General features: G+C 71.3%; 20 protein-coding genes. 15 read left to right on the top strand and 5 right to left on the bottom strand.

Features of this window, described 5'->3' with window-relative positions; all coding sequences use genetic code 11:
- The first annotated feature begins 44 nt into the window (after window positions 1-44).
- The 3 genes from AB0M83_RS42040 (at window position 45) to AB0M83_RS42030 (ending at window position 3,501) form a co-directional block, all read left to right on the top strand.
- Window positions 45-509 (top strand): GNAT family N-acetyltransferase, encoded by a 465-nt coding sequence (locus AB0M83_RS42040; protein WP_364526387.1) that lies wholly within the window; start codon window positions 45-47, stop codon window positions 507-509.
- Between the two features lie 40 nt (window positions 510-549).
- Window positions 550-1,386 (top strand): SDR family NAD(P)-dependent oxidoreductase, encoded by an 837-nt coding sequence (locus tag AB0M83_RS42035; protein ID WP_364526385.1) that lies wholly within the window; start codon window positions 550-552, stop codon window positions 1,384-1,386.
- 81 nt (window positions 1,387-1,467) lie between these two features.
- On the top strand, window positions 1,468-3,501 hold the full coding sequence (locus AB0M83_RS42030; RefSeq protein WP_364526383.1) for an MFS transporter: 2,034 nt from the start codon (window positions 1,468-1,470) through the stop codon (window positions 3,499-3,501).
- A 145-nt stretch (window positions 3,502-3,646) separates the two neighbouring features.
- Here the strand turns inward: AB0M83_RS42030 and AB0M83_RS42025 are convergent, their stop codons facing one another.
- The gene (locus AB0M83_RS42025; protein WP_364526381.1) at window positions 3,647-4,483 is read right to left on the bottom strand and encodes a PHP domain-containing protein; all 837 of its coding nucleotides are present in this window, start codon (window positions 4,481-4,483) and stop codon (window positions 3,647-3,649) included.
- A gap of 39 nt (window positions 4,484-4,522) precedes the next feature.
- Here AB0M83_RS42025 and ligD point away from each other — a divergent pair, with 39 nt between their 5' ends.
- The gene (gene ligD / locus AB0M83_RS42020) at window positions 4,523-5,473 is read left to right on the top strand and encodes a non-homologous end-joining DNA ligase (protein ID WP_364526379.1); all 951 of its coding nucleotides are present in this window, start codon (window positions 4,523-4,525) and stop codon (window positions 5,471-5,473) included.
- Window positions 5,474-5,507: 34 nt separating this feature from the next.
- Window positions 5,508-5,927: a hypothetical protein gene (locus AB0M83_RS42015; protein ID WP_364526377.1), complete on the top strand. Its 420-nt coding sequence runs from the start codon at window positions 5,508-5,510 to the stop codon at window positions 5,925-5,927.
- Here AB0M83_RS42015 and AB0M83_RS42010 read toward each other — a convergent pair.
- Entirely contained in the window at window positions 5,858-7,054 is a 1,197-nt protein-coding gene (locus tag AB0M83_RS42010; protein WP_364526375.1) for a thiolase family protein, read from the bottom strand. The genes AB0M83_RS42015 and AB0M83_RS42010 overlap by 70 nt on opposite strands.
- 146 nt (window positions 7,055-7,200) lie before the next feature.
- On the opposite strand from AB0M83_RS42010, the gene AB0M83_RS42005 reads away from it, so the two are divergent.
- The 8 genes from AB0M83_RS42005 to AB0M83_RS41970 all read left to right on the top strand — a co-directional run bounded on the left by AB0M83_RS42005 (window position 7,201) and on the right by AB0M83_RS41970 (window position 16,934).
- Complete coding sequence (locus AB0M83_RS42005; protein WP_364526373.1) at window positions 7,201-7,638, top strand: helix-turn-helix domain-containing protein; 438 nt, start codon at window positions 7,201-7,203, stop codon at window positions 7,636-7,638.
- Between the two features lie 342 nt (window positions 7,639-7,980).
- On the top strand, window positions 7,981-11,571 hold the full coding sequence (locus tag AB0M83_RS42000) for a discoidin domain-containing protein (protein WP_364526371.1): 3,591 nt from the start codon (window positions 7,981-7,983) through the stop codon (window positions 11,569-11,571).
- A gap of 83 nt (window positions 11,572-11,654) precedes the next feature.
- Window positions 11,655-12,419 (top strand): NAD(P)H-binding protein, encoded by a 765-nt coding sequence (locus AB0M83_RS41995; RefSeq protein ID WP_364526369.1) that lies wholly within the window; start codon window positions 11,655-11,657, stop codon window positions 12,417-12,419.
- A 113-nt stretch (window positions 12,420-12,532) separates the two neighbouring features.
- A complete protein-coding gene (locus AB0M83_RS41990; protein ID WP_364526367.1) occupies window positions 12,533-14,833 on the top strand; it encodes a glycoside hydrolase N-terminal domain-containing protein in 2,301 nt (766 codons plus the stop codon).
- Window positions 14,834-14,891: 58 nt separating this feature from the next.
- Complete coding sequence (locus AB0M83_RS41985) at window positions 14,892-15,260, top strand: DoxX family protein (RefSeq protein WP_364526365.1); 369 nt, start codon at window positions 14,892-14,894, stop codon at window positions 15,258-15,260.
- A gap of 137 nt (window positions 15,261-15,397) precedes the next feature.
- Window positions 15,398-15,625, top strand: a complete 228-nt coding sequence (locus tag AB0M83_RS41980; protein ID WP_364526363.1) for a LysR family transcriptional regulator — start codon at window positions 15,398-15,400, stop codon at window positions 15,623-15,625.
- A gap of 20 nt (window positions 15,626-15,645) precedes the next feature.
- Complete coding sequence (locus AB0M83_RS41975; protein WP_364526361.1) at window positions 15,646-16,308, top strand: HAD family hydrolase; 663 nt, start codon at window positions 15,646-15,648, stop codon at window positions 16,306-16,308.
- Window positions 16,308-16,934 (top strand): GntR family transcriptional regulator, encoded by a 627-nt coding sequence (locus AB0M83_RS41970; RefSeq protein WP_364526359.1) that lies wholly within the window; start codon window positions 16,308-16,310, stop codon window positions 16,932-16,934. The genes AB0M83_RS41975 and AB0M83_RS41970 overlap by 1 nt, the downstream gene beginning before the upstream one ends.
- Before the next feature lie 432 nt (window positions 16,935-17,366).
- On the opposite strand, the gene AB0M83_RS41965 is transcribed toward AB0M83_RS41970, so the two are convergent.
- On the bottom strand, window positions 17,367-18,008 hold the full coding sequence (locus tag AB0M83_RS41965) for a hypothetical protein (protein ID WP_364526358.1): 642 nt from the start codon (window positions 18,006-18,008) through the stop codon (window positions 17,367-17,369).
- A gap of 99 nt (window positions 18,009-18,107) precedes the next feature.
- On the opposite strand from AB0M83_RS41965, the gene AB0M83_RS41960 reads away from it, so the two are divergent.
- On the top strand, window positions 18,108-18,872 hold the full coding sequence (locus AB0M83_RS41960; protein ID WP_364526356.1) for a CoA ester lyase: 765 nt from the start codon (window positions 18,108-18,110) through the stop codon (window positions 18,870-18,872).
- Here the strand turns inward: AB0M83_RS41960 and AB0M83_RS41955 are convergent.
- Both AB0M83_RS41955 and AB0M83_RS41950 read right to left on the bottom strand, forming a co-directional pair.
- Window positions 18,857-20,032 (bottom strand): CaiB/BaiF CoA-transferase family protein, encoded by a 1,176-nt coding sequence (locus AB0M83_RS41955; RefSeq protein ID WP_364526354.1) that lies wholly within the window; start codon window positions 20,030-20,032, stop codon window positions 18,857-18,859. The two genes, AB0M83_RS41960 and AB0M83_RS41955, sit on opposite strands and share 16 nt — an antisense overlap.
- Window positions 20,033-20,053: 21 nt before the next feature.
- A complete protein-coding gene (locus AB0M83_RS41950; RefSeq protein ID WP_364526352.1) occupies window positions 20,054-21,034 on the bottom strand; it encodes a hypothetical protein in 981 nt (326 codons plus the stop codon).
- A 180-nt stretch (window positions 21,035-21,214) separates the two neighbouring features.
- On the opposite strand from AB0M83_RS41950, the gene AB0M83_RS41945 reads away from it, so the two are divergent.
- Window positions 21,215-22,222, top strand: a complete 1,008-nt coding sequence (locus AB0M83_RS41945; protein WP_364526350.1) for a LacI family DNA-binding transcriptional regulator — start codon at window positions 21,215-21,217, stop codon at window positions 22,220-22,222.
- Window positions 22,223-22,369: the final 147 nt, after the last annotated feature.

Below are 22,369 nucleotides of genomic sequence, written 5' to 3'. Positions count from 1 at the left end.
AGCAGTAATTTACTTCGATTAATCACGCGGTTACCGTGCTGGGTATGACTGTTTCCGTCGGTGTCACCGAAGAAGTTCCGGAACTCGTGAAGTCCGCCGAAGCATTGTTCGCCGAAGACGCGGGAAGCCACGACCCCCGCATGGATCTCGGCTGGCCGGCCCGCGAGGGTGCGGCGTACTACCAGGGCCTCGTCGCCGACGAGGACGCCCTCTGCCTGCTGGCCCGTTCGGACGGCGAGGTGGCGGGCCACCTGATCGGACGGTTGCGGCCCATCAGCACCCTGCGTCCCGGTGCGGTGCGGGCGGTGCTGGAAAGCATGCAGGTCGCGGCCGACCGACGTCGCGAAGGTGTGGGACAGGCCCTCGTGTCGGCGTTCGTGGCGTGGGCGCGGGACCGCGGGGCGAACGAGCTGACCGTGCAGGCGTACGCGGACAACGAGGGCGCGCAGGCGTTCTATCGCGCGCAGGGGTTCCGGCCGTTCGAGGTGACGCTGGCCCGGGAGGCCTGAGCGCTGCGGTCCGGACCACACCCGGGCCACACTGGGGAGCATGGCACTCCTGGGCGGCCGGGCCGTCGTCATCACCGGGGCCGGACGCGGACTCGGGCGGGCGTTCGCCCGGCACGCGGCGGAGTCGGGCGCCGCCGTGGTGGTCAACGACGTCGACGCGGAACCGGCGCGCGAGACCGTCGCCGCGATCGAAGCGGCCGGCGGTACCGCGGTGCCGAGCATCGGTTCGGTGGCCGACGCGGACTACGCTCGTGCGCTGATCGCGCTGTGCCGCACCCGGTTCGGCAAGCTCGACGGCCTCGTGAACAACGCCGCGATCGGGTACCACGCGCGGCCGTGGGAGGACGACGACGCCGAACGGACCCGGGCCCTGGTCGAGACGAACGTCCTCGGCCCGCTCCACTGCGGCACCGCGGCCGCCAAGGTGATGGTCGCCCAGGGCAACGGTGTCCTCGTCAACGTGACCTCCGGATCGATGATCGGGCAGCGCGGGGCCGCCGCCTACTCGGCGTCCAAGGGCGCGGTGGCGTCGATGACGTACTCGTGGGCCGCGGACCTGGCCCGGTACGGGGTGCGCGTCAACGCCGTCAGCCCGATCGCCTGGACCCGGCTGATGGCCGCCGACCCGAACGGGAACCGCGAGGCGCACCCGCCGGAGCGGGTGGCGCCGTTGGTCACCTACCTCCTCAGCGACCTTTCGGCCGGGGTCACCGGGCAGGTGCTGCGGCTGGCGGACGGGCACCTGCACGCCGTGCGCCAGCCCGCGATCATCCGGCCGGTCCTGCACCAGGACGTCTGGACGCCCGAGGAGATCGCCGCGGCCGTCGACGGCGAGCTCGTCCTCGAGTCGCCGCCGCGGGACCGCTGGACCCTTTGACCGGCGCGGACCACCGGAACGGGTGGCTATCCACAGTGGACTGCGCGCACTAGCCTCGGAGGCCGAGCGAGGAGGGCGCGGATGACGGCCACCGCGGAGGTCGCCCAGGAGCCGGGGCCCGCACCGTTGAGCAAGGCGCGGGTCAACGCCGTGTTCGGCGCGGTGCTGCTCGGGATGCTGCTGGCCGCGCTGGACCAGACCATCGTCGGCACCGCGCTGCCCACCATCGTCGGCGACCTCGGCGGCGCCGGGCACCTGTCCTGGGTGGTCACGTCCTACCTGCTGGCCGAGACGATCATGACCGTCGTCGTCGGCAAGCTCGGGGACCTGTTCGGCCGCAAGCTGATGTTCCAGCTGTCGGTGATCGTGTTCGGGATCGGCTCGTTCTGCGCCGGCTTCGCCGACAGCATGGTCTGGCTGATCGTCTGGCGCGCGGTGCAGGGCCTGGGCGGCGGCGGGCTGATGGTCACCTCGACCGCGCTCATCGCCGACGTCGTCCCGCTGCGCGAGCGCGGCAAGTACCAGGGTGTCCTCGGCTCGGTGTTCGGCGTCGTGACTGTCGCCGGCCCGATGCTGGGCGGGTTCTTCGTCGACCACCTGTCGTGGCGGTGGGCGTTCTACGTCAACATCCCGCTGGTCGTCGTCGTGCTGGTGGTCGCGTCCTCGGCGATGCCGAACGCGCGCGCGGCGATCAAGCCGGTGATCGACTACGCCGGGATCCTGCTCATCGGCCTCGCCGCGACGGGCCTGACGCTCGTCACGAGCTGGGGCGGCACGCAGTACGCGTGGGGTTCGCCGACGATCGCCGGGATGGCGATCGGGTCGGTGCTGCTGCTGGCCGCGTTCGTCTTCGTGGAACTGCGGGCGAAGGAACCGATGCTGCCGATGCGGCTGTTCCGGAACCCGGTGTTCACCGTCGGCGGGATCATGAGCTTCGTCGTCGGCTTCGCGATGCTGGGTGCGTTGTCCTACCTGCCGACGTACATGCAGTACGTGCAGGGCACCTCGGCGACGACGTCCGGGGTCCGGCTGCTGCCGATGGTGCTGGCGCTGCTCGTCGCGTCCATCGCCGCGGGCAACGCGGTGAGCCGCACCGGGCGCTACAAGATCTTCCCGCTCGTCGGCGCGGCCGGGATGACGCTCGGGCTGTACCTGCTTTCGAGGCTGGACACCGACACCGGGTTCTGGGAAGCGTCGGCGTACATGGCGGTGCTCGGTCTCGGGATCGGGCTCGGCATGCAGGTGCTGACCATCGCCGTGCAGAACACCGTGGACTACGCCGATCTCGGCGTCGCGACGTCCGGGGTGACGTTCCTGCGGTCGATCGGCAGCTCGTTCGGCGCGGCGATCTTCGGGACGGTGTACGCCAACCAGCTGACCCCGAACCTGGCCGAGGCGGCCGCTTCGCTGCCTCCCGGCGTCGACCCTCGGGCTCTTCAAGTACCCACGGCCCTGCACGCGCTGCCGGACGCCGTGTCCGCACCGGTGATCAAGGCCTACAGCGATTCCCTGCATGTCGTGTTCCTCGCCGCGGCGCCGGTCGGGCTGGTGGCGTTCGCGCTGGCGTTCTTCCTGAAGGAGGTCCCGCTGCGCGACACGGCGCGGGCGGCGGCCCCGGACCTCGGCGACGGCTTCGCGATGCCGGAGGCCCGCACGGACGACCGTGAGCTGGAACGGGCGGTCGCGACGTTGTTCTTCCGCGAGCGCCGCAAGGTGGCCCCGGCGATCGTCTCGCGGGCGGGGACCGAGCTCGACGAGGGCGGCATCTGGTGCCTGCTGCAGGTCCACCTGCGCGAACGCCGCGGCGAGCCGGCGACGCTCCGGGCGATCGGGGAGTACTTCGCCGTGCCGGCGCCGGTGCTCGAACCGGCGTTCAACCGGCTGGAGCTGACCGGGCACCTGCGCTACGCCCGTGACCACTGGGAGCTGACGGGCGCGGGCCGCGAGGAGTTCGCCAAGGTGGTCCGGGCCTGGCACGACTGGCTGGCTTCGCGGCTCGAGGACTGGGGCACGGGCGAGCGCGCCGAACTGGACGCGGCAATCGGCCGAGTGGCAGCCCGGCTGCTGGACCAGAGCGTGGAGTCCCGCCCCCACGGCCGCCACGCCCTGACCTGAACCCACTTCCGAGTGAGGCTTTGCACCGCAAAGCGCCACTTTCTCTAGGAAAGATGCGTCCGGGCGGCCCTCAGACGCATCTTTCCTGGAGAAAGTGGCGTCCGGGCGGTAACCGGGAGCGGGCACTTTCGGGTGATTGGGTGCGTCAGCGGCGCCAGAAGTCGTGGGGCGTGTGGCCCGGGCGGAAGCCGGACGATTCCACCAGGGCCGCCGCCTTCGCGAAGCCGTGGCCGACCAGGCCCGGCTCGTGTGCGTCGCTGCCGAACGCCACCGCGTCGCCGCCCGCCTCGAACCACCAGCGCACCACCTCGCCCGGCAGCGGCACCTTCGTGTTGACTTCCAGGGCCCGCCCGCTCGACGCCAGTGCGCGCAGGACCGTCCGGAACTCCTCCTCGAAGTCCGCCGCGGCGAACGGCGGTCCCTCGCCCGGCCACGAGCGCAGCGCGTAGTCGATGTGCGCGAGGACCGCGAAATCGGCCGTCGACTCGACCAGCCCGAGCACCTCTTCGAGGTACGCCCGCAGGACGTCGCCCGGGGGCCGGCCCGTGAGCACGGTGACCTCGTGCTGGTGCCCGTCGCCGGGCAGGGAGTGCACCGAGCCGAGCACGCGGTCGAAGTCGTGGGCCGCGAGCAGCGCGTCGGCGCGGGGGCGGTGCCAGTGCGGCTCGCTCAGCTCCACGCCCGAAAGGATGCGCAACGTCGGGAACCGGGCACGGCACTCCTCGACGCACGCCAGGTACCCGGCGACGTCGAGGTCCGGCGGCTCGAGGACGCCGTCGGGCCGCAGCCGTACCCGGAAGTGGTCCGGTAGCAGCGGCCGGACGGGCTCCGGGATCAGCCACGGCGTCAGGTCCGCGTGCTCGGTGAACGCGACCGACGGCAGCCCCAGCTCCAGCGCCCGCTCGCACGACCCGATCATCGACCCGGTGACGGTGTCCCAGGACCATTCGGTGTGGACGTGACCGTCCGGCGGCAGGCTCACCAAGCCACCGTAACGCCGGTTTTGAAGTAGCGTCACCGTATGGCGCAGAAGTCGGCGGCGGTGGAACTGGAGGTCGGCCCGCACACCGTGCGGATCTCGAACCCGGACCGGGTGTACTTCCCGGCCCGCGGCGAGACGAAGCTCGACCTGGTCAACTACTACCTTTCGGTGGGCGACGGGATCGTCAACGCGCTGCGCGAGCGGCCGTGCATGCTGCACCGCTTCCCGTCCGGCGTGGCGGGGGAGAAGGTCCACCAGAAGCGCGTCCCGAACGGCGCGCCGCCGTGGCTCGAGACCGTCCGGGTGACCTTTCCGCGCTACAACCGGCACGCCGACGAGCTGTGTGTCACCGAGCTGGCGCACGTCGCCTGGGCGGTGCAGATGTCCACTGTGGAGTTCCACCCGTGGAACTCGCGCCGCGCCGACACCGAGAAGCCGGACGAGTGGCGCATCGACCTCGACCCGATGCCCGACTGCGGCTTCGACCGCGTCCGCCGCGTCGCCCACGTCGCGCACGAGGTCCTCGACGAGCTCGGCGCGGTCGGCTGGCCCAAGACCTCCGGCGGTCGCGGCCTGCACGTCTACGTCCGGATCGAACCGAACCGGGGCTTCAAAGAGGTGCGGCGTGCTGCCCTGGCCTTCGCCCGCGAAGTCGAGCGGCGCGCCCCGGACGACGTCACCACGACCTGGTGGCGCAAGGACCGCGACCCGCGCACCCTCTTCGTCGACTACAACCAGAACGCGCGCGACCACACGATCGCGAGCGCGTACTCCGTGCGCGGCAACCCGGAAGGCACGGTGTCGACGCCGATCCGCTGGGAGGAGATCGACGACGTCGAGCCCGGCGACTTCACCATCGCCACCGTCCCGGCCCGCTTCGCCGAACTGGGCGACCTCCACGCCGGCATCGACAAGGCCGTGTTCTCGCTGGACCCGCTGCTGGAGTGGGCCGACCGCGACGGCGTCGAGGAACCGCCCGAACCCGACTGACGTATTTCCGGGCGGGTTCGCGGATCTGACCGGAGTGAAGATCGTGCTGTCCGGGGTGGACGAAGCCGCGTGGAGCCTGGTCGCGCTCCGAGTGGTGCTGGAACGCGAAGGCCACGCCGTGTGTGTGGCGGCCGAAGCGGTCGGTGCTTGCCGCCGTGAGCGGCCGGACTGCTTGGTGCTGTCCACCGCGCACGGCGCTACGGGTGTGGATGTACTCCGTCGCGTCCGTGCCGATCCCGCGCTGGCCGGGCTGCCCGTGGTGCTCGGTGGCCGGCTGGCCGGCACGCGCGCGGAACTCCTGGCGCTGGGCTTCGATGAAGCCTTCCCCGTCGCCGCCACGGATCCCGGGAGAGCCGTGGCGGCGCTGCGGGCGTATCTGGCGCGTCAGTCCAGGCGCTCGATGATCGTCGCGTTGGCGAGGCCGCCCGCCTCGCACATCGTCTGCAGGCCGTAGCGGCCGCCGGTCTGCTCCAGCACCGACAGCAGCGTGGTCGCCAGGCGCGCGCCGCTGCCGCCGAGCGGGTGGCCGAGCGCGATCGCGCCGCCGTTGACGTTGACCTTCGCGAGGTCGGCGCCGATCTCGGCCTGCCAGGCGAGCACGACGCTCGCGAACGCCTCGTTGACCTCGAACGCGTCGATGTCACCCACCGAAAGTCCCGCGCGGGCCAGGACCTTGCGGGTGGCCGGGATGACGCCGGTCAGCATGTACAGCGGGTCGTCGCCCGCGACGGCGAAGCTGTGGATCCGGGCACGCGGACGGAGTCCGAGTGCCTTCGCCGTCTCCGAACTGGTGATCATCAGCGCGGCGGCGCCGTCGTTGATCGGCGAGGAGTTGCCCGCCGTGACGTGCCAGCCGAGGTCCGGGAACCGCTGCTCCCAGACGTCCGCCCGGAACGCGGGCTTCAACCCGGCGAGGATCTCCGGCGTGGTGCCCGGCCGGACCGTCTCGTCGGTCGTGACGTCGACGAGCACGCCGTCGGTGCCGGGCGCCTTGAGCGGCGCGACCTCGCCGGCGAACTTCCCATCCGTCCACGCCTTCGCGGCCCGCTGGTGGCTTTCGGCGGAGAACTCGTCCAGCTGCGCGCGGCCGAAGCCCCACTTCGCGGCGATCAGCTCCGCGCTGATGCCCTGCGGCACCAGGCCGTCCGGGTAGCGCGCGGCGACCTGCGTGCCGAACGGGTCGCGCCCGGCCACCTGGCTGCCCATCGGCACCCGGCTCATCGACTCGACACCGGAAGCGATCACGACGTCGTACGCGCCGGCGATGACCCCCTGTGCGGCGAAGTGGACGGCCTGCTGGCTGCTGCCGCACTGCCGGTCGACGGTCACGGCCGGCACCGACTCCGGCAGGCCCGCCGCCAGCGCGGCCCAGCGGGCGGTGTTCATGCTTTGCTCGCCGATCTGGCCGACCGCGCCGCTGATCACGTCGTCGATCCGGGCCGGGTCGACGCCGGTGCGCTCGACGAGCGAGCGGAGCGCGTGGGCGTGCAGGTCGACCGGGTGCACCCCGGCGAGCGTTCCGTTCGGCTTGCCCTTGCCGATCGGGGTCCGTACCGCGTCGACGATCACCGCGTCCGTCATGGCGTCTGCCTCCTCGCAGATCGGGGATGTGTTCGGTATACGCCGGGTAAGTTGGATTCCACAACTCGCGCGTTCTGCATGTCACAGTCGCCAGGTCACACTCGATGGACGTGCTAGGTTGGATTTTCATCCCCATGGGAGGTGGCATGGTCCGGCGTGGTCGGGAGTGTTCGGTCGCCGAGGCCCTGGAGGTCGTCGGCGAACGCTGGAGCCTGCTCGCGCTGCGCGAGATCATGCTGGGGGAGCGGCGCTTCAACCAGATCGCCGAGAACACCGGCGCCAGCCGCGACATCCTGGCCGCGCGGCTGCGCAAGCTCGTCGACGCGGGGGTGCTCGAGAAGGTCCAGTACGAGGCCCACCCGCCGCGCCACGAGTACTACCCGACCGAGGCCGGCCGCGCGCTGCAGCCGATCCTGCTCGGCCTGATGGCCTGGGGCGACAAGTACGTCCACCAGGGCGAACCGCCCACGCTGTGGCGCCACGCCTGCGGCGAAGTGCTCGAACCGGCGACCGTCTGCGCCCACTGCGGCGAGCCGGTCAACGCCCCGGGCACGCACGCGATCCGGCTCGGCGCCGTGCGCTGACGTTCTTCGGACTCCCAAGCCGTGAAGGCCTCCTTACCGGCTCTCAAGGCCGTGAAGGAGGCCTTCACGGCTTTTGGGCGTTGACTTGAGACGACCGTCACTGTAACTCTTGAACGAATCAGTGCAAGAACCTGACAACGGCGCGAGAAATTGCGGCAGTTGGCAGGAAGATCCCGCCCAGCTCCTCGACGAAGAGGTGCCCATGACGGCTGTCCCGTGCTGCCCGCGCGCGCCCCCGGACCTGCCCGCGTGTCCCCGTTCCCCCGGTTTCCGCCGTCCTGCCGCCCACGGGACGTGCGAGCTCGAGTCGTCTCCCCTCCCTCCCCGGATCAGAGGAAACCCATGAGAACGAAGCGACTTCTGTCGCGCGCGGCGACCTACGCCGCCCTGTCCCTCCTCCTCGCCGCACCCGCCGTGGCCGCGAGCGGCGCCCCGGCCGTTCTCGCGGCCACGCCGGCCGTCCAGCCCGCCGCCCAAGCCGCCGCCGCGACCTACACCGCGAGCAGCCAGGTCGCCGGCTACCCCGTGTCGAACGTCGGCGACGGGAACCAGGCCACCTACTGGGAGAGCACCAACAACCAGTTCCCGCAGTGGGTCCAGGCCGACCTCGGCGCGGCCACGAACGTCACCCAGCTCGTGCTCAAGCTGCCGGCCGGCTGGGAGGCCCGCACCGAGACGTTCAGCGTGCAGGGCAGCACGAACGGCACCGGCTTCAGCGACCTGAAGCCGTCGGCGGGCTACCGGTTCGACCCCGCCACCGGCAACACCGTGACCGTGGACGTCACCGGGAACTCCCGGTACGTCCGGCTGAACGTCACGGCCAACACCGGCTGGCCCGCCGCGCAGCTGGCGGAGTTCGAGGTGCACGGCCCGGCCGGCGGGGACACGCAGCCGCCGTCCGCGCCCGGCAACCTCGCCTACACGCAGCCGGCGAGCGGCCAGATCCGGCTCACCTGGTCGGCCTCGACCGACAACACCGGGATCGCCGGCTACGACGTCTACGCCAACGGCCAGCTCCGCGGCAGCGTCGCCGGAACCGTCCTGACCTACACCGACAGCCAGCCGGACGGTACGACCGTCGCCTATTACGTCCGCGCGAAGGACGCCGCGGGAAACCAGTCGGGGAACAGCAACACCGTGACCCGCACCGGCACCCAGGCCGGCACGAACCTGGCGCCGGGCAAGCCGATCACGGCGTCGTCGACGGAGTTCACCTTCGTCGCGGCCAACGCCAACGACAACTCGACCAGCACGTACTGGGAGGGCGGCGGCGGGACCTACCCGAACCTGCTGACCGTCGCGCTCGGTGCGAACGCCGACCTGAACCAGGTCGTCGTGAAGCTCAACCCCGACGCCTCGTGGGGCCCGCGGACCCAGACGATCGCGGTCGAAGGCCGTGACCAGGCTTCGAGCGCGTTCACCACGCTGTCGGCCGCGCAGACCTACAGCTTCAGCCCGTCGTCCGGGAACACCGTGACGATCCCGCTGAGCGGCCGCGCCGCCGACGTCCGCCTGCGCGTCACGGCCAACTCCGGCGCCGGCGGCGGGCAGGCCGCGGAGTTCCAGGTCTTCGGCGTTCCCGCGCCGAACCCCGACCTGACGATCTCGGGTGTGTCCTGGTCGCCGCAGAACCCCGTCGAGACCGACGCGATCACCGCGTCGGCGACCGTCCGCAACGCCGGGACGGCGGCCTCGGGCGCCACGAACGTGAACCTCTACCTCGGCACGACCAAGGTCGGCACCGCGAACGTCGGCGCGCTCGCCGCCGGCGCGTCGGCGACGGTGTCGGCGAACATCGGCACCCGGGACGCGGGCAGCTACCAGCTGACCGCGAAGGTCGACGAAGCCAACGCCGTCCTCGAGCAGAACGAAGCCAACAACTCCTACACCGGTTCGACGGCGCTGGTCGTCAGCCCGGTGCCGAGCTCCGACCTCGTCGCGGCCACCGCGTGGTCGCCGAACAACCCGTCCGCGGGCAACACGGTCACGTTCACCACGACCCTGCGCAACCAGGGCACCGTGGCGAGCGCGGGTGGCGCCCACGGCGTCACGGTGACGATCGCCGACCAGAACGGCACCGTCGTCAAGACGCTGAGCGGGACGTACACGGGCGCCATCGCCGCCGGGGCCACCGCGGCGCCGGTGACCGTCGGCACCTGGACCGCCGCCAACGGCCGCTACACGGTCAAGACGGTCGTCGCGAACGACGCGAACGAGCTGCCGGTCAAGCAGGCCAACAACACCAGCAGTCAGGCGCTGTTCGTCGGCCGGGGCGCGAACATGCCCTACGACATGTACGAGGCCGAAGACGGCGTCGTCGCGGGCGGCGCGTCCGTGGTCGGCCCGAACCGCACGATCGGCGACCTCGCGGGCGAGGCGTCGGGCCGCAAGGCCGTGACGCTGAACTCGACCGGCTCGTCGGTGGAGTTCACGACCCGCGCGTCGACCAACACCCTGGTCACGCGGTTCTCCATCCCGGACTCCGCGGGCGGTGGCGGGCAGAACTCGACGCTGAACGTCTACGTCGACGGCACGTTCCTCAAGGCCATCGACCTGACCTCGCACTACGCGTGGCTCTACGGCGCCGAAACCGGCCCGGGCAACTCGCCGGGCGCCGGGCCGCGCCACATCTACGACGAGGCCAGTGCGATGCTCGGCACGACCGTGCCCGCCGGGCACAAGATCAAGCTGCAGAAGGACGCGGCCAACAGCACGAACTACGCGATCGACTTCGTGAACTTCGAGCAGGCCACCGCGACCGCCAACCCGGACCCGGCGCACTTCGCGGTGCCCACCGGGTTCACGCAGCAGGACGTGCAGAGCGCGCTCGACAAGGTCCGGCAGGACGCCACCCTCACCGGGGTCTACCTGCCGGCCGGGAACTACCCGCTGTCGAGCAAGCTGAACGTCTACGGCAAGGCCGTGACGGTCACCGGCGCCGGGCCGTGGTTCACGAAGTTCTCCGCGCCGTCAGGTCAGGAGAACACCGACATCGGCATCGACGTGCAGTCGAGCGCCAACGGCTCGACCTTCAGCGGGTTCGCGGTGTTCGGGAACTACACCTCCCGCATCGACGGCCCCGGCAAGGTGTTCAACCTGACGAACGTCGCCAACCTGACGATCGACAACATCTGGGTGGAGCACCAGGTGGTGATGGTGTGGGGCACCAACGTGGACAACACCACGATCAAGAACTCCCGGATCCGCGACACCTTCGCCGACGGCGTCAACCTCACGAACGGGAGCACCGGCAACCACGTCACCAACATCGAGGCCCGGTCCACCGGGGACGACAGCTTCGCGCTGTTCGCCGCCACGGACCTCAACCCGGGCAACCAGTACGACAACGTGTTCGAGAACCTGACCTCGCTCACTCCGTGGCGCGCGGCCGGGCTGGCGGTCTACGGCGGGTACAACAACACCTTCCGGAACCTCTACATCGCGGACACGCTGACCTATTCGGCGATCACGATCAGCTCGCTCGACTTCGGCTACCCGTTCCTCGGGTTCGGGCCGCAGCCGACGACGGTCCAGAACGCCTCGCTCGTCCGGGACGGTGGTCACTTCTGGGGCCAGCAGACGTTCCCGGCGATCTGGCTGTTCTCCGCGTCCAAGGAGTTCCGCGGCATCCGCGTGTCCGATGTGGACATCCAGAGCCCGACCTACAGCGGGATCATGTTCCAGACCAAGTACAACGGCGGTCCGGAGCACCCGGTCGAGGACACCGTGCTGACGAACGTGTCGATCACCGGCGCGCACCGCAGCGGTGACGCGTTCGACGCCAAGTCGGGGATCGGCATCTGGGCCAACGAGCTGCCGGAACCGGGTCAGGGCCCGGCCGTCGGCTCGGCGACCTTCACGGGGCTGACGCTGAGCGACAACGACCAGGACATCCGCAACACGACGTCCACGTTCACGATCAACCGCAGCTGACCGACGAAAGCCGTCAAGGCCACCTCGCGGGTGTCTGTCGCCCGTAAGGTGGCCTTGACGGCTTCAGAGCGGGAGGCGGGCTCGTGCGAATCCTGGTCACCGGTGGTACCGGACAGCTCGGCAGCGTGGTCGTCGAACGGCTGCGCGCGGCGGGGGAGGAGGTCCGCGTGCTCAGCCGCCGGGCGGGTCCGGACGTCGTCCCGGGTGACCTGCGGACCGGGCGGGGCGTCGACAGCGCGGTGGCCGGGGTGGACGTCGTCGTCCACTGCGCCACCGACTTCTTCGGCCGGGAGACCGACTTCGCGCGCACGCTGGTCGAAGCGGCGCGCTGGGCCGGCGTCCCGCACCTGGTCTACGTCTCGATCGTCGGCGTCGACCGCGTCCCGCTCGGGTACTACCGGGCGAAGCTCGAAACGGAGGAGTTCCTCGCCTCCTCCGGGCTGCCGTACACGATCCAGCGGGCCACGCAGTTCCACGCCCTGGTCCGGACGCTGTTCGCCGGCGCGTCCCGGCTGCCGGTGCTGCCCGTTCCGCGGCTTTCGTTCCAGCCGGTGGACGTCCGGGACGTCGCCGGGCGGCTCGCGGACCTGGCGCTGGGCGATCCGGCCGGGCGGGTGCCCGACTTCGGCGGTCCCGAGATCCTCGCCGCGGCCGAGCTGGCCCAGGCGGTCGCCGAGGCGAGCGGACGGCGGCGGCGGATCGTGCCGGTGAGCGTGCCCGGCGAGACGTTCCGGGCCTACGCGAGCGGCGGTCACCTGGCACCCGGGCACCTCGACGGCACGATCACCTTCGGGCAGTACCTGGCCGGGCAGGCCGACGCGGGTCTGCTGCGCTACCGGAAGCGCTGACCACGCGGATGTATTCGGAATAATTCCGAAGAATCTTGACCCCGGATCCGGATAGGTCATATGTTTGGCGGGCTGCACGCCGGTCCCCGCCGTCAACGCCGAACGGATCCGACATGTCGAACCCTCCCTCTCGTCGCACCTTCCTCAAGCTCGGTGGCGCGGTCGGCGCCGGAGTCGCCCTCAGCGGCGTTCCTCCTTTCACAGCAAACGCAGACGTCGTTCGTCCAGTGGACGCGGAGCTCGTTCCCGACGGCCGGGCGACGACGCTGTGGTACCCGGCTCCCGCGGCCGAGGACAAGATCATCGAGCAGGGCCTGCCGATCGGCAATGGTCGGATCGGTGCCCTGGTCGGCGGTGACCCGGCCGCCGACTTCCTGTACCTGGCCGACGCGTCACTGTGGACCGGCGGCGCCAACCAGGTCCTCGAGGACGACGGCCAGTTCCCGTACGAGCGCGAGAAGTTCGGCACCCTCGGCCTGCTGGCGAAGGTGCGGATCTCGGTGCCCGCGCACACCGGCGTGACGGACTACCGCCGCACGCTCGACCTCAGCAACGGCCTGGTCGTGATCACCTACCGGCACCAGGGGGTGCGGTACCGGCGCGAGTACTTCGCGAGCCACCCCGACGACGTCGTGGTGATCCGGCTCAGCGGCGGGCCCGTCACCGGGTCGGTCTCGCTGGAACCGACGCGCGGCGAGACGATGTCGGGCCCGGCGGCGTTCACCGGCACCTTCGACAACGGCCTGAAGTACGCGTGCACGGCCGCCGGGGGTGTGACTTTCAGCGGGAGCCGCGAAGTCGTCATCGTGCTCAGCGGCGGGACGAACTACGTACCCGACGCGGCCCGGAAGTACCTCGACGCGTCGCTCGACCCCCTGGCGCTGGCGAAGCAGAAGGCGTCGAAGGCCCTGCGTGCCGGGGGAGGGGCGCTGCTGGGCACGCACGTCGACGACTACCGGCGGCTCTACGACCGGATGACCGTCGACCTGGGACAGTCGCCGCCGGCGAAGCGGGCCCTGGACTCGTGGTCGCGGTTGCTGGCCCGCCACGACGACCCGGCCACGCCCGACCCCGAGCTGGAGGCGAGCTACCTGCAGTTCGGGCGGTACCTGACTATCACCGGCTCGCGCGACGGGCTGCCGATGGGCCTGCAGGGGTTGTGGCAGAACAACAACACGCCGGACTGGATGAGCGACTACCACACCGACATCAACGTCCAGATGAACTACTGGCTGGCCGACCGCGCGGCCCTGCCCGGGAGCTTCACTGCCCTGGCCGACTACTGCCTCGCGCAGCTTCCCGTGTGGACGGACAGCACGAAACGGCTGTTCAACGACCCGCGCAACCGGTTCCGGAACACCAGCGGCAAGATCGGCGGCTGGGCGGTCGCGTTCTCGACCAACATCTACGGCGGCTCCGGCTGGTGGTGGCACCCCGCCGGCAACGCGTGGCTGTGCAACTCGCTGTGGGACCACTACGCGTTCACCCAGGACAAGGCGTACCTCGCGCGGATCTACCCGCTGCTCAAGGGGGCGGCCGAGTTCTGGGAGGCGCGGCTGGTCCCGATGACGGTCGACGGCCGCGAGGTGCTCGTCGACGACCACGACTGGTCGCCCGAGCACGGCCCGCAGGACACGCGCGGGAACACCTACTCGCAAGAGATCGTCTGGGACCTGTTCGAGCACTACCGCGAAGCCGTCGCCGTCCTGGGCCGGGATCGCGCGTACGGCGACCGGATCGCCGGGCTGCAGAAGAAGCTCTACCTGCCGAAGGTGAGCCCCACGACCGGCTGGCTCGAAGAGTGGATGTCGCCGGACAACCTCGGCGAGACCACGCACCGGCACCTGTCCCCGCTGATCGGCTTCTTCCCCGGCGACCGGATCGCCGCGGACACCTCGCCGCCCGAACTGCTGGCCGGCGTGCGTGAGCTGCTGATCGCCCGCGGGATGGACAGCTTCGGCTGGGCGTGCGCGTGGCGCTCGGCGTGCTGGGCCCGGCTGAAGGACGCCGACAAGGCATACCAGCTTCTGCTCACGGTCCTGCGGCCGTCGGTGGCCAACGGGAACGGCACCGCGCCGAACTTCTTCGACATGTACAGCCAGGGCAGCTACACGATCTTCCAGATCGACGCGAACCTCGGCGCGCCGGCGGCGATGGTGGAGATGCTCGTCTACTCGCGGCCGGGCGTCCTGGAACTGCTGCCCGCACTGCCCTCGGCGTGGGCCCGGTCCGGCCGCGTGACCGGCATCGGCGCGCGCGGCGGGTTCGAGGTCGACCTGTCCTGGCGCGACGGGAAGGTGACGCGGGCGGTGGTCCGGAGCGTCGGCGGGACCCGGACCGAGGTGCGCGCCGGTGGCTGGCGCCGCACGATCACCCTGCGGCCGGGACAGTCGGTCACGGTCCAGCCAAGTTGAGGAGTAACCTCCGGAAATCGAGGTGGTGTTCGGCCACCTTTCCGGACCGGGAGTGACTGTGGACATCGCCCTGTGGATCGCTGCGGGTTTTCAGGCAGCTCTGTACGTCTTCGCCGGGGGAATGAAGCTCGCCACGCCGCGGGAGAAGCTGCTGGAGAACCCCAACATGGGGTGGACGGCGGACTTCTCCGCGGCGGCGGTGAAGGGGATCGGCGCCGTGGAGATCCTCGGCGCGATCGGGCTGATCCTGCCGCAGGCCCTCGACATCGCGCCGGTGCTCACCCCGCTGGCCGCCACCGGACTGGCGGTGATCCAGATCGGTGCGATCATCGTGCACGCACGGCGCAAGGAGACCAAGGCGCTGCCGATGAACGTCGTGCTGCTGGTGCTGGCGGCGTTCGTGGCGGTGGGCCGGTTCGCCGGCTGAACTCCGCCTGCCGGATCAGCTGAAGCCGCCGGTGCACGGGTAATACCCTGGAGGTCTCAGGGAGGATCGAGTGGACGTCGATCTGCGCAAGCTGCGGTACTGCACCTCGGCCGCGCCGCCGCGCGGCTGCATAGCCGGTGCTCTCGCGGCAGATCCGGGCGCTCGAAGATGAGCTGCGCGCTCAGCTGTTCGTGCGGGACAAGCGGTCCACTTCGCTGACCGAGGCGGGCCGTCAACTGCTGGCCTCGGCGGTGGCGCTGCGGCCGGTCGAGGACCTGCCGCCGAACGAGGTGTGCCTGGCGTGGGTCGCCGCGCGGCGGTCGCCGCTCGTCTTCTCGTTCGCGGAGATCTTGCTTTCGGTATAACCGTATATCAGACTGACGGTATGACTCGCTGGGCGACGTTCGACTGTTTCGGCACCCTGGTGGACTGGCGTCACGGCATCGCCACCGGGATCGAGCTGCTGTTCCCGGGCCGGGGTGCGGAGCTGCTGGAGGTCTACAACCGGATCGAACCGCAGGTGCAGGCCGAGCAGCCGGTGCGGCGGTACCGGGAGGTGCTCGCGGAGTCGCTGCGGCGGACCGCGGCCGAAGCCGCCGTCGAACTGGTGCCCGACGACGCGTCCGTGCTCGGGACCGGGCTGCCGTACTGGCCGGTGTTCCCCGACGTCCGCCCGGCGCTCACGGCGTTGCGCGAAGCGGGCTGGCGGATCGCGTTGCTGACGAACTGCGACCGCGACCTGATCGGCGAGACCCAGCGGCGGCTCGTCGTGCCGGTCGACGCGACCGTCACCGCCGAGGACGTCGGTTCGTACAAGCCCGGGCACGCGCACTTCACGCGGTTCGCTTCGTCCTTCGGCGCTTCGCGCGAGAATTGGGTCCACATCGCGCAGAGCCACTTCCACGACATGGTGCCGGCGCAGGCGCTCGACATCCGGCGGGTCTGGATCAACCGGCACGCAGACCCGAGCGACCCCTCGATCGCCGACGCGGTGCTGCCCGGTCTGGACGGCCTGGTCGAGACGGTGGAGCGGGTGCACGCGTCCTGATGGTGCTGCAGACGACGAACACCCGCGACGCGCTGGTGGCGGAGGTGCGCCGCCAGATCCTCAGCGGCTCGCTCGCGCCGGGGTCGCCGCTGACGGAGCAGGGCCTGGCGACGACGTTCGGGGTGGCGCGCCCGACGGTGCGGTCGGCGTTGCAGGAACTGGTCGCGCGGCACCTGGTGGAGCGGTCCGACGGCCGATCGTTGCGGGTGCCGGTCATGACGTCCGCCGACGTCCGGGACCTGTTCACGGTGCGGCTGCCGTTGGAGCTGACGGCGGTGCGGCTGGTCGCCGGGCGTTCCCTGGACGGCGTGTGGGCAGCGTTGTCGGCGCTGGAAGCGCTGCCGCCGGGGGCGGGCTGGAGCGAGCGGGTGGAGGCGCACACGGCGTTCCACCTGGCCCTCGTCGACGCGGCGGGCAGTGTCCGGCTGAGCAGAATCTACCCGCCGCTGCAGGAGGAGATGCAGCTGTGCCTGGCCCGGTTGCGGGGGTCGTACCCGGACCCGGCCGAGCTGGCGGCGGAACACCGGCGGCTGCTGACGGCGATCGCTTCGGGCGATCCGGCGAGCGCGGAGGCCGAGATGCGGGACCACCTCGAGCGCGCTCGCAGCGGACTGCTCGACCTCTGAGCGCGGTCGGTCGCCGGGGTTGCGGTGCCGGATGGTCTTGAATGAGTCATTCAGGTCTTCGGACGACCTGAATGACTCATTCAAGACGTTGGGGAGCAGCGCCGACCGGCCCTGGGGTTGTTGCGCTTTGGCCGGGTCCCGGCGAGGTGGCTTTCAGCAGCCTGCCGCGGGGCTCTCGTGCCTCACCTCGGCCCGGTGTCCCGCGAACAACCCCGCCCACAGTGCCGCCCAATGGCGCGGCGCCGGCCGTACCTCGCGCCTGCGGTGGACCGGCGGCGGTCCCGCACGGTATTCCATCTCCACCCGTACCCAGTCGTAGATCCAGTCGCCTCGCATGTCGTTCCTCACCTAGTCCTCCGAGGAACCCCACGTTCGTCCTGAGGGGACCGCCGCGGCATCGGGTGATCACGCCGTCCGCGCCGGCCCGAGCCCTTACCCGCGCAGCTCCCTCAGTGCGTCCAGGTGCCGGGGCGTCCAGCCCAGCTCGCGCTGCGCCCGGGCCGGCGTCAGCTGCTGGTCCAGCGCGAACGCCTCCGCGATCGGGCCCATCCGCGCCACGGCCTCGGCGAGGGTGAGACGAGTGATCGGACCCCCGGCCGCGAGCACTGAGACGATGTCCGCGAGCGGCACGTTCTGCCCGCTCACCCCGGCGTACACCGACTTCGCCGGCGCCCGGAGGGCGAGCGCGTGCAGCTCGGCGATGTCGAAAGCGTGGACGAGTGCCCAGTGGCGCCGTCCCCGATCAGGGGCACCGGTGCGCGGAAGAGCGTTTCGATGAGCCCGCCGCCGAGGCCGTAGACCTGGCCCGGCATGACGAGCACCGGGTGCCCGCCGTGGGACAGCACGCGTTCCTCGTTCGCCCGGCGCCATGCCGTGATCGCCGGTGGATTCTGCGGCGCCTCCTCGTCGACGACGCCCGCCGTCGCCGTAGTGCTGGCCGAGGTGGATCACCCCGTCGGCCGCCGCGGCGGCCTCGCGCAGGACCTCCGTGTCGGTCAGCTCGCCGGAGACCGGGGTCGCGCCCAGGCCGGTGAGCACCCGCGCCGGAGCGTCGCTGCGCGCCAGAGCGCTCACCTCGTGACCGTGCTGCCGGAGCGCCTCGACCGTCGGACGGCCCGACGTACCCGGAGCCGCCCGTCAGGAACACCTTCATCAGAGCATTACGCTGAGGCCGTGCCCGCGACCACGTTCCTGTTCGTGCCCGGCGACCGTCCCGACCGCTTCGGCAAGGCCGTGGCCAGTGGCGCCGACGTCGTGATCCTGGACCTCGAAGACGCCGTCGCCCCGGGAGACAAGGACTCCGCGCGCGCCCACGTCGAAACCTGGCTCCAGGACAACGAAGCCGCCGTCCGGATCAACGCCCCGGGCACGCCCTGGTTCGCCGCCGACGCCGCCCTGGTGACTTCCCGAGGTGTCCCCGTGGTCGTGCCGAAGGCCGAGGCGCCCGAAGTGCTCGCCGGGTTCCGCGAGGTCGTGGCCCTCGTCGAGACCGCGCGGGGCGTCGAACGCGCCGGGGAGCTGGCCGCCGTCCCGTCGGTGACGCGCCTGGCGTTCGGCAGCGTCGACCTGGCCGCCGAGCTCGGCGTCGCGCCCGAGGACCGCGAGCCGTTCGCCTACGCGCGCTCGCGGCTGGTGTTCGCCTCGGCGGCCGCGGGGCTGGCGCCGCCGGTGGACGGCGTCACCACGGACCTGCGCGACGACGAAGCGCTCGAGGCCGACGTCCGCTACGCGCGCCGCATGGGGTTCGGCGGCAAGCTGTGCGTCCACCCGCGCCAGATCGCGCCGGTCCGCGCGGGCTTCGCGCCGACGGCCGCCGAGCGGGAATGGGCCCGAAGCGTGCTCACGGCGGGAGAGTCGGCGTCCACTGTGGACGGGCGGATGGTGGACAAGCCGGTGCTGGACCGCGCCCGGCGGATCCTGGGTTACACGACGCCTTGACGCCGCAACGCTTCCGCGTCGAAGCCGAACTCCGCCAGCACCGCGTCGGTGTGCTCGCCCAGGGCCGGTACCGGATCCATCCGCGGCTCCCGGCCGGGCACCGTGATCGGCGGCAGCGTGGCCCGGATCGGCCCACCGGGCGTCGAGACGTCCGCGAAGCGATCGCGTTCCGTCAGCTGCGGGTGGGCCAGGACGTCGGGCAGCTCGCGGCGGCGCGCGTGCGCGATCCGGCCCTGGCGCAGCCGCTCCTCCAGTTCGGCGCCCGTCAGCTTCGCGAAGATCGCGTCGATCTCACGCTCCAGGGCCGCGCGATGGGTGACGCGGGCGCTGCCGGTGGCGAACCGCTCGTCGGTGACCCACTCCGGCCGCTCGGCGGCGTGCTCGCAGAACGCCGCCCACTCCCGGTCGTTCTGCACCGCCAGCACCAGCTCGGTCCCGTCGCCGGCGGCGAAGGTGCCGTAGGGCGCGATCGCCGGGTGGCTCGTGCCGGTGCGCGGCGGGGGCGTGCCGCCGTAGCCGGCGTAGTAGAGCGGGAACCCCATCCACTCGACGAGGGAGTCGAAGAGGCTGACCGCCAGCTCGGTGCCCTGCCCGGTGCGCTCGCGGTCGTAGAGCGCGGAGAGGATGCCGGAGAACGCGTACATCCCGGCGCCGATGTCCGCCGCCGGGATGCCGCTCTTGGCCGGCTCGGTCTCGGATCCCGTCACCGAGACCAGGCCGGCTTCGGACTGGATGAGCAGGTCGTACGCCTTCGCGTCGCGGTACGGCCCGCTCGAGCCGTAACCCGACACCGAGCACGTGATCAGCCGCGGCCGCGTGGCGCGCAGCTCGGCTGCTCCGAGGCCCAGCCGCTCCGCGACGCCGGGCGCGAAGTTCTGCACGAACACGTTGGCCCGGTCCAGCAGCGCGGCCATGACCGGCGCCGCCGCGTCGCTCTTGAGGTCGAGGGTGACGCTCTCCTTGGACCGGTTCAGCCACACGAAGTGGCTGGACTGGCCGTGCACGGTCTCGTCGTACGCGCGGGCGAAGTCGCCACTGCCCGGCCGCTCGATCTTGAGCACCCGGGCGCCGAGGTCGGCCAGGTGCCGGGTGGCCAGCGGCGCGGCGACCGCCTGTTCGCAGGACACGACCGTGACGCCGTCGAGGGGCAGGGAGCGCATGGCCGCATCCTGCCACCCGGTTCAGACCGCGCGGGCGATGGCGATGTTCCCGGCGAGCCGTTCCCCGGCCTCGTAGATCATGTATTCGCGGCCCTGGTAGGTGCCGAAGCTGGGCGCCGCCGACCGGCCGTTGTCCGGGGCGCCGGCGAGCGGCGTGTGGAAGACGCCGAGGTGGGTGCGCTTCGAAAAGTCGTTGCCGACCTCGGTGATCATCAGCCTCCCGCCGTGCGCGATGTCGGTGTTGTAGACGACGTACGTGCTGTTGTTGCGGTACAGCAGGTGCGGGCCGCCGATGTCGTTCGCGCCGACGTCGGTGTGGCGCACGAGCGGGGTCTGCGAGAACGTCCAGTTCAGCGCGTCGGGTGACCAGCCCCAGCCGATGTCGCGGTGGTTCGTCGTGTTGTTGAGCATGAACACCATGACGTAGCGGGCGTTCTTCGCCGGGAGGTCCTGGCGGAACACGCGCGCGTAGGACGTCTCGGTCGTGCCGGCGGGCTGGAGGCGCGTGGACAGGACCTCCTTCTCGTAGGTGAAGTGGATACCGTCGGCGGAGCTGGCGAGGCGCGTGACGGTGTTTTCGCCGTGGAAGTAGAGGTAGATCCGGTTGACGTCGTCGTTCCACAGGGCGTGCGGCGAGGAGACGTGGCTGACGGAGTACTCGCCGGGCCAGGAGTTCTTGATGATCGGGTTGCCCGCGTACTCGGTGAACTCCTCGTCGAGGGAGTTCGCGTAGGCCAGGCAGATCCCGCCCGGCGCGTCGTGCGGCGCGTAGTAGAGGTAGTACGCGCCGAGCGCGTTCGGAATGCGGCCCTTCGTGCCGCGGACGCAGGGGAAGATCAGCTCGCCGGTCGGGTTGTAGCGCAGCTTGCTCTTGACGAGGGCGAGCCGCTGGTACCGGTAGTCCGGGAAGCCGGCGGGCGCGGCGGTGGCGGCGGCCGGGATCATCGCGCCCGCGCCGAGCGCGGCGGCGCCGGCCAGCAGGCCGCGTCGGGTGAGGGTCATGACCGCTCCTTCGAGGTCTCCGATGCGGCGACGGTGCCACGCGTCCGTTGGCGCGGTCAAGGGAGTAATACGTATTAGTACGGTCGGGACAGGTTTGCTGGAGTTTCGGGCAAAACGATTGACCGGGCTCGGGGCGGCTTGCACGCTGAACCGGATCGGCTGACTCCGAGCGAGGTGGCGATGGGCAGGGTCCGGCAGGCCGACATCGCCCGCGTGGCCGGGGTTTCGCAGGCGACGGTGTCGGTGGTGCTGGGCGGCAACCGCACCGGAGTCCGGCTCTCGGAACGCACGCGGCTGCGGGTGCTGGAGGCGGCCGAGCGGCTGGGGTACGTGCCCGACCCGGTGTCTTCACGGCTGGCGGCCGCGAACAACAACCTGCTCGGGGTGTACACGTTCACCCCGGCTTTCCCGGACATCGCCGACGTGTACTACCCGATCCTGGTCGGCGTCGAAGCGGAGGCGGCGGCGCTCGGCAAGGACCTGATCATGTTCACGGCGTCCAGCGCGGCGCCGGACCGGATCCGCCGCACCCGGCTCGCCGACGGCTGCCTGTTCCTCGGCCGGCACGTCCCGGTGGACGCGATCGCCGACCTGCTGGCCGCCGGGTTCCCGATCGTCCACATCGGACGCCGCACGGAACTGGGCGGCCGCATCCCGCACGTGGGCGCGGATTACGTGTCGGCGTCGGCGGAGGTGATCACGCGGCTCGCGCGGGCGGGCCACCGGCGCGTGCGGTACCTGCGCGAGCCGGACGACGCACCGTCGTCGGGCGACCGCGAGCGCGGAGTGCGGTCGGCCGCGGCCGACGCGGGGCTGTCGGTCGCGGTGGTCCGCACGGACGGATCGGACCTCGACGCGGCGGCGATCACCCGGTGGCTCGACGACGGCGTGACGGCGCTGGTGGTGGAGGAGACCGACACGGGCGCGGTGTTCCAGGCGATCTGGCAGGGGCTGCGCGCGGCGGAGGTTTCGGTACCGGACGACGTCTCGCTGGCCGTCCTGGGGCGGCCCCCGGCGGGGGTGGAGGGGCCGGTGGTCAGCGGGTTCGAGGTACCGCGGAGGGCACTGGGCCGGGCGGCGGTGCGGCTGTTGGCGTCGCTGGTCGCGCCGGGGACGGGCGAGCCTTCGCCGCACCGGTTGCTGACGTGCCCACCGGTAGCGGGGGAGACGATCGCGCCGGTCACCTGACCGCCGGCGCCGGTTCGCGGGCGCCCGAGACTGGCTCGCGCCCGGGGGCGACGTCTTGAATGAGTCTCAGTGTCAGGGTTGGTGGCGCCGCACGATGTGCGGTTAAGGTCCAGTCTTGAGCACGCGGTGACTCAGAATGAGGTTGCC

Source organism: Amycolatopsis sp. NPDC051106, assembly GCF_040682775.1.
GTDB lineage: Bacteria > Actinomycetota > Actinomycetes > Mycobacteriales > Pseudonocardiaceae > Amycolatopsis.
Note: the sequence above shows the minus strand (reverse complement) of the source record. Positions and strands in the feature narration are given on the sequence as shown.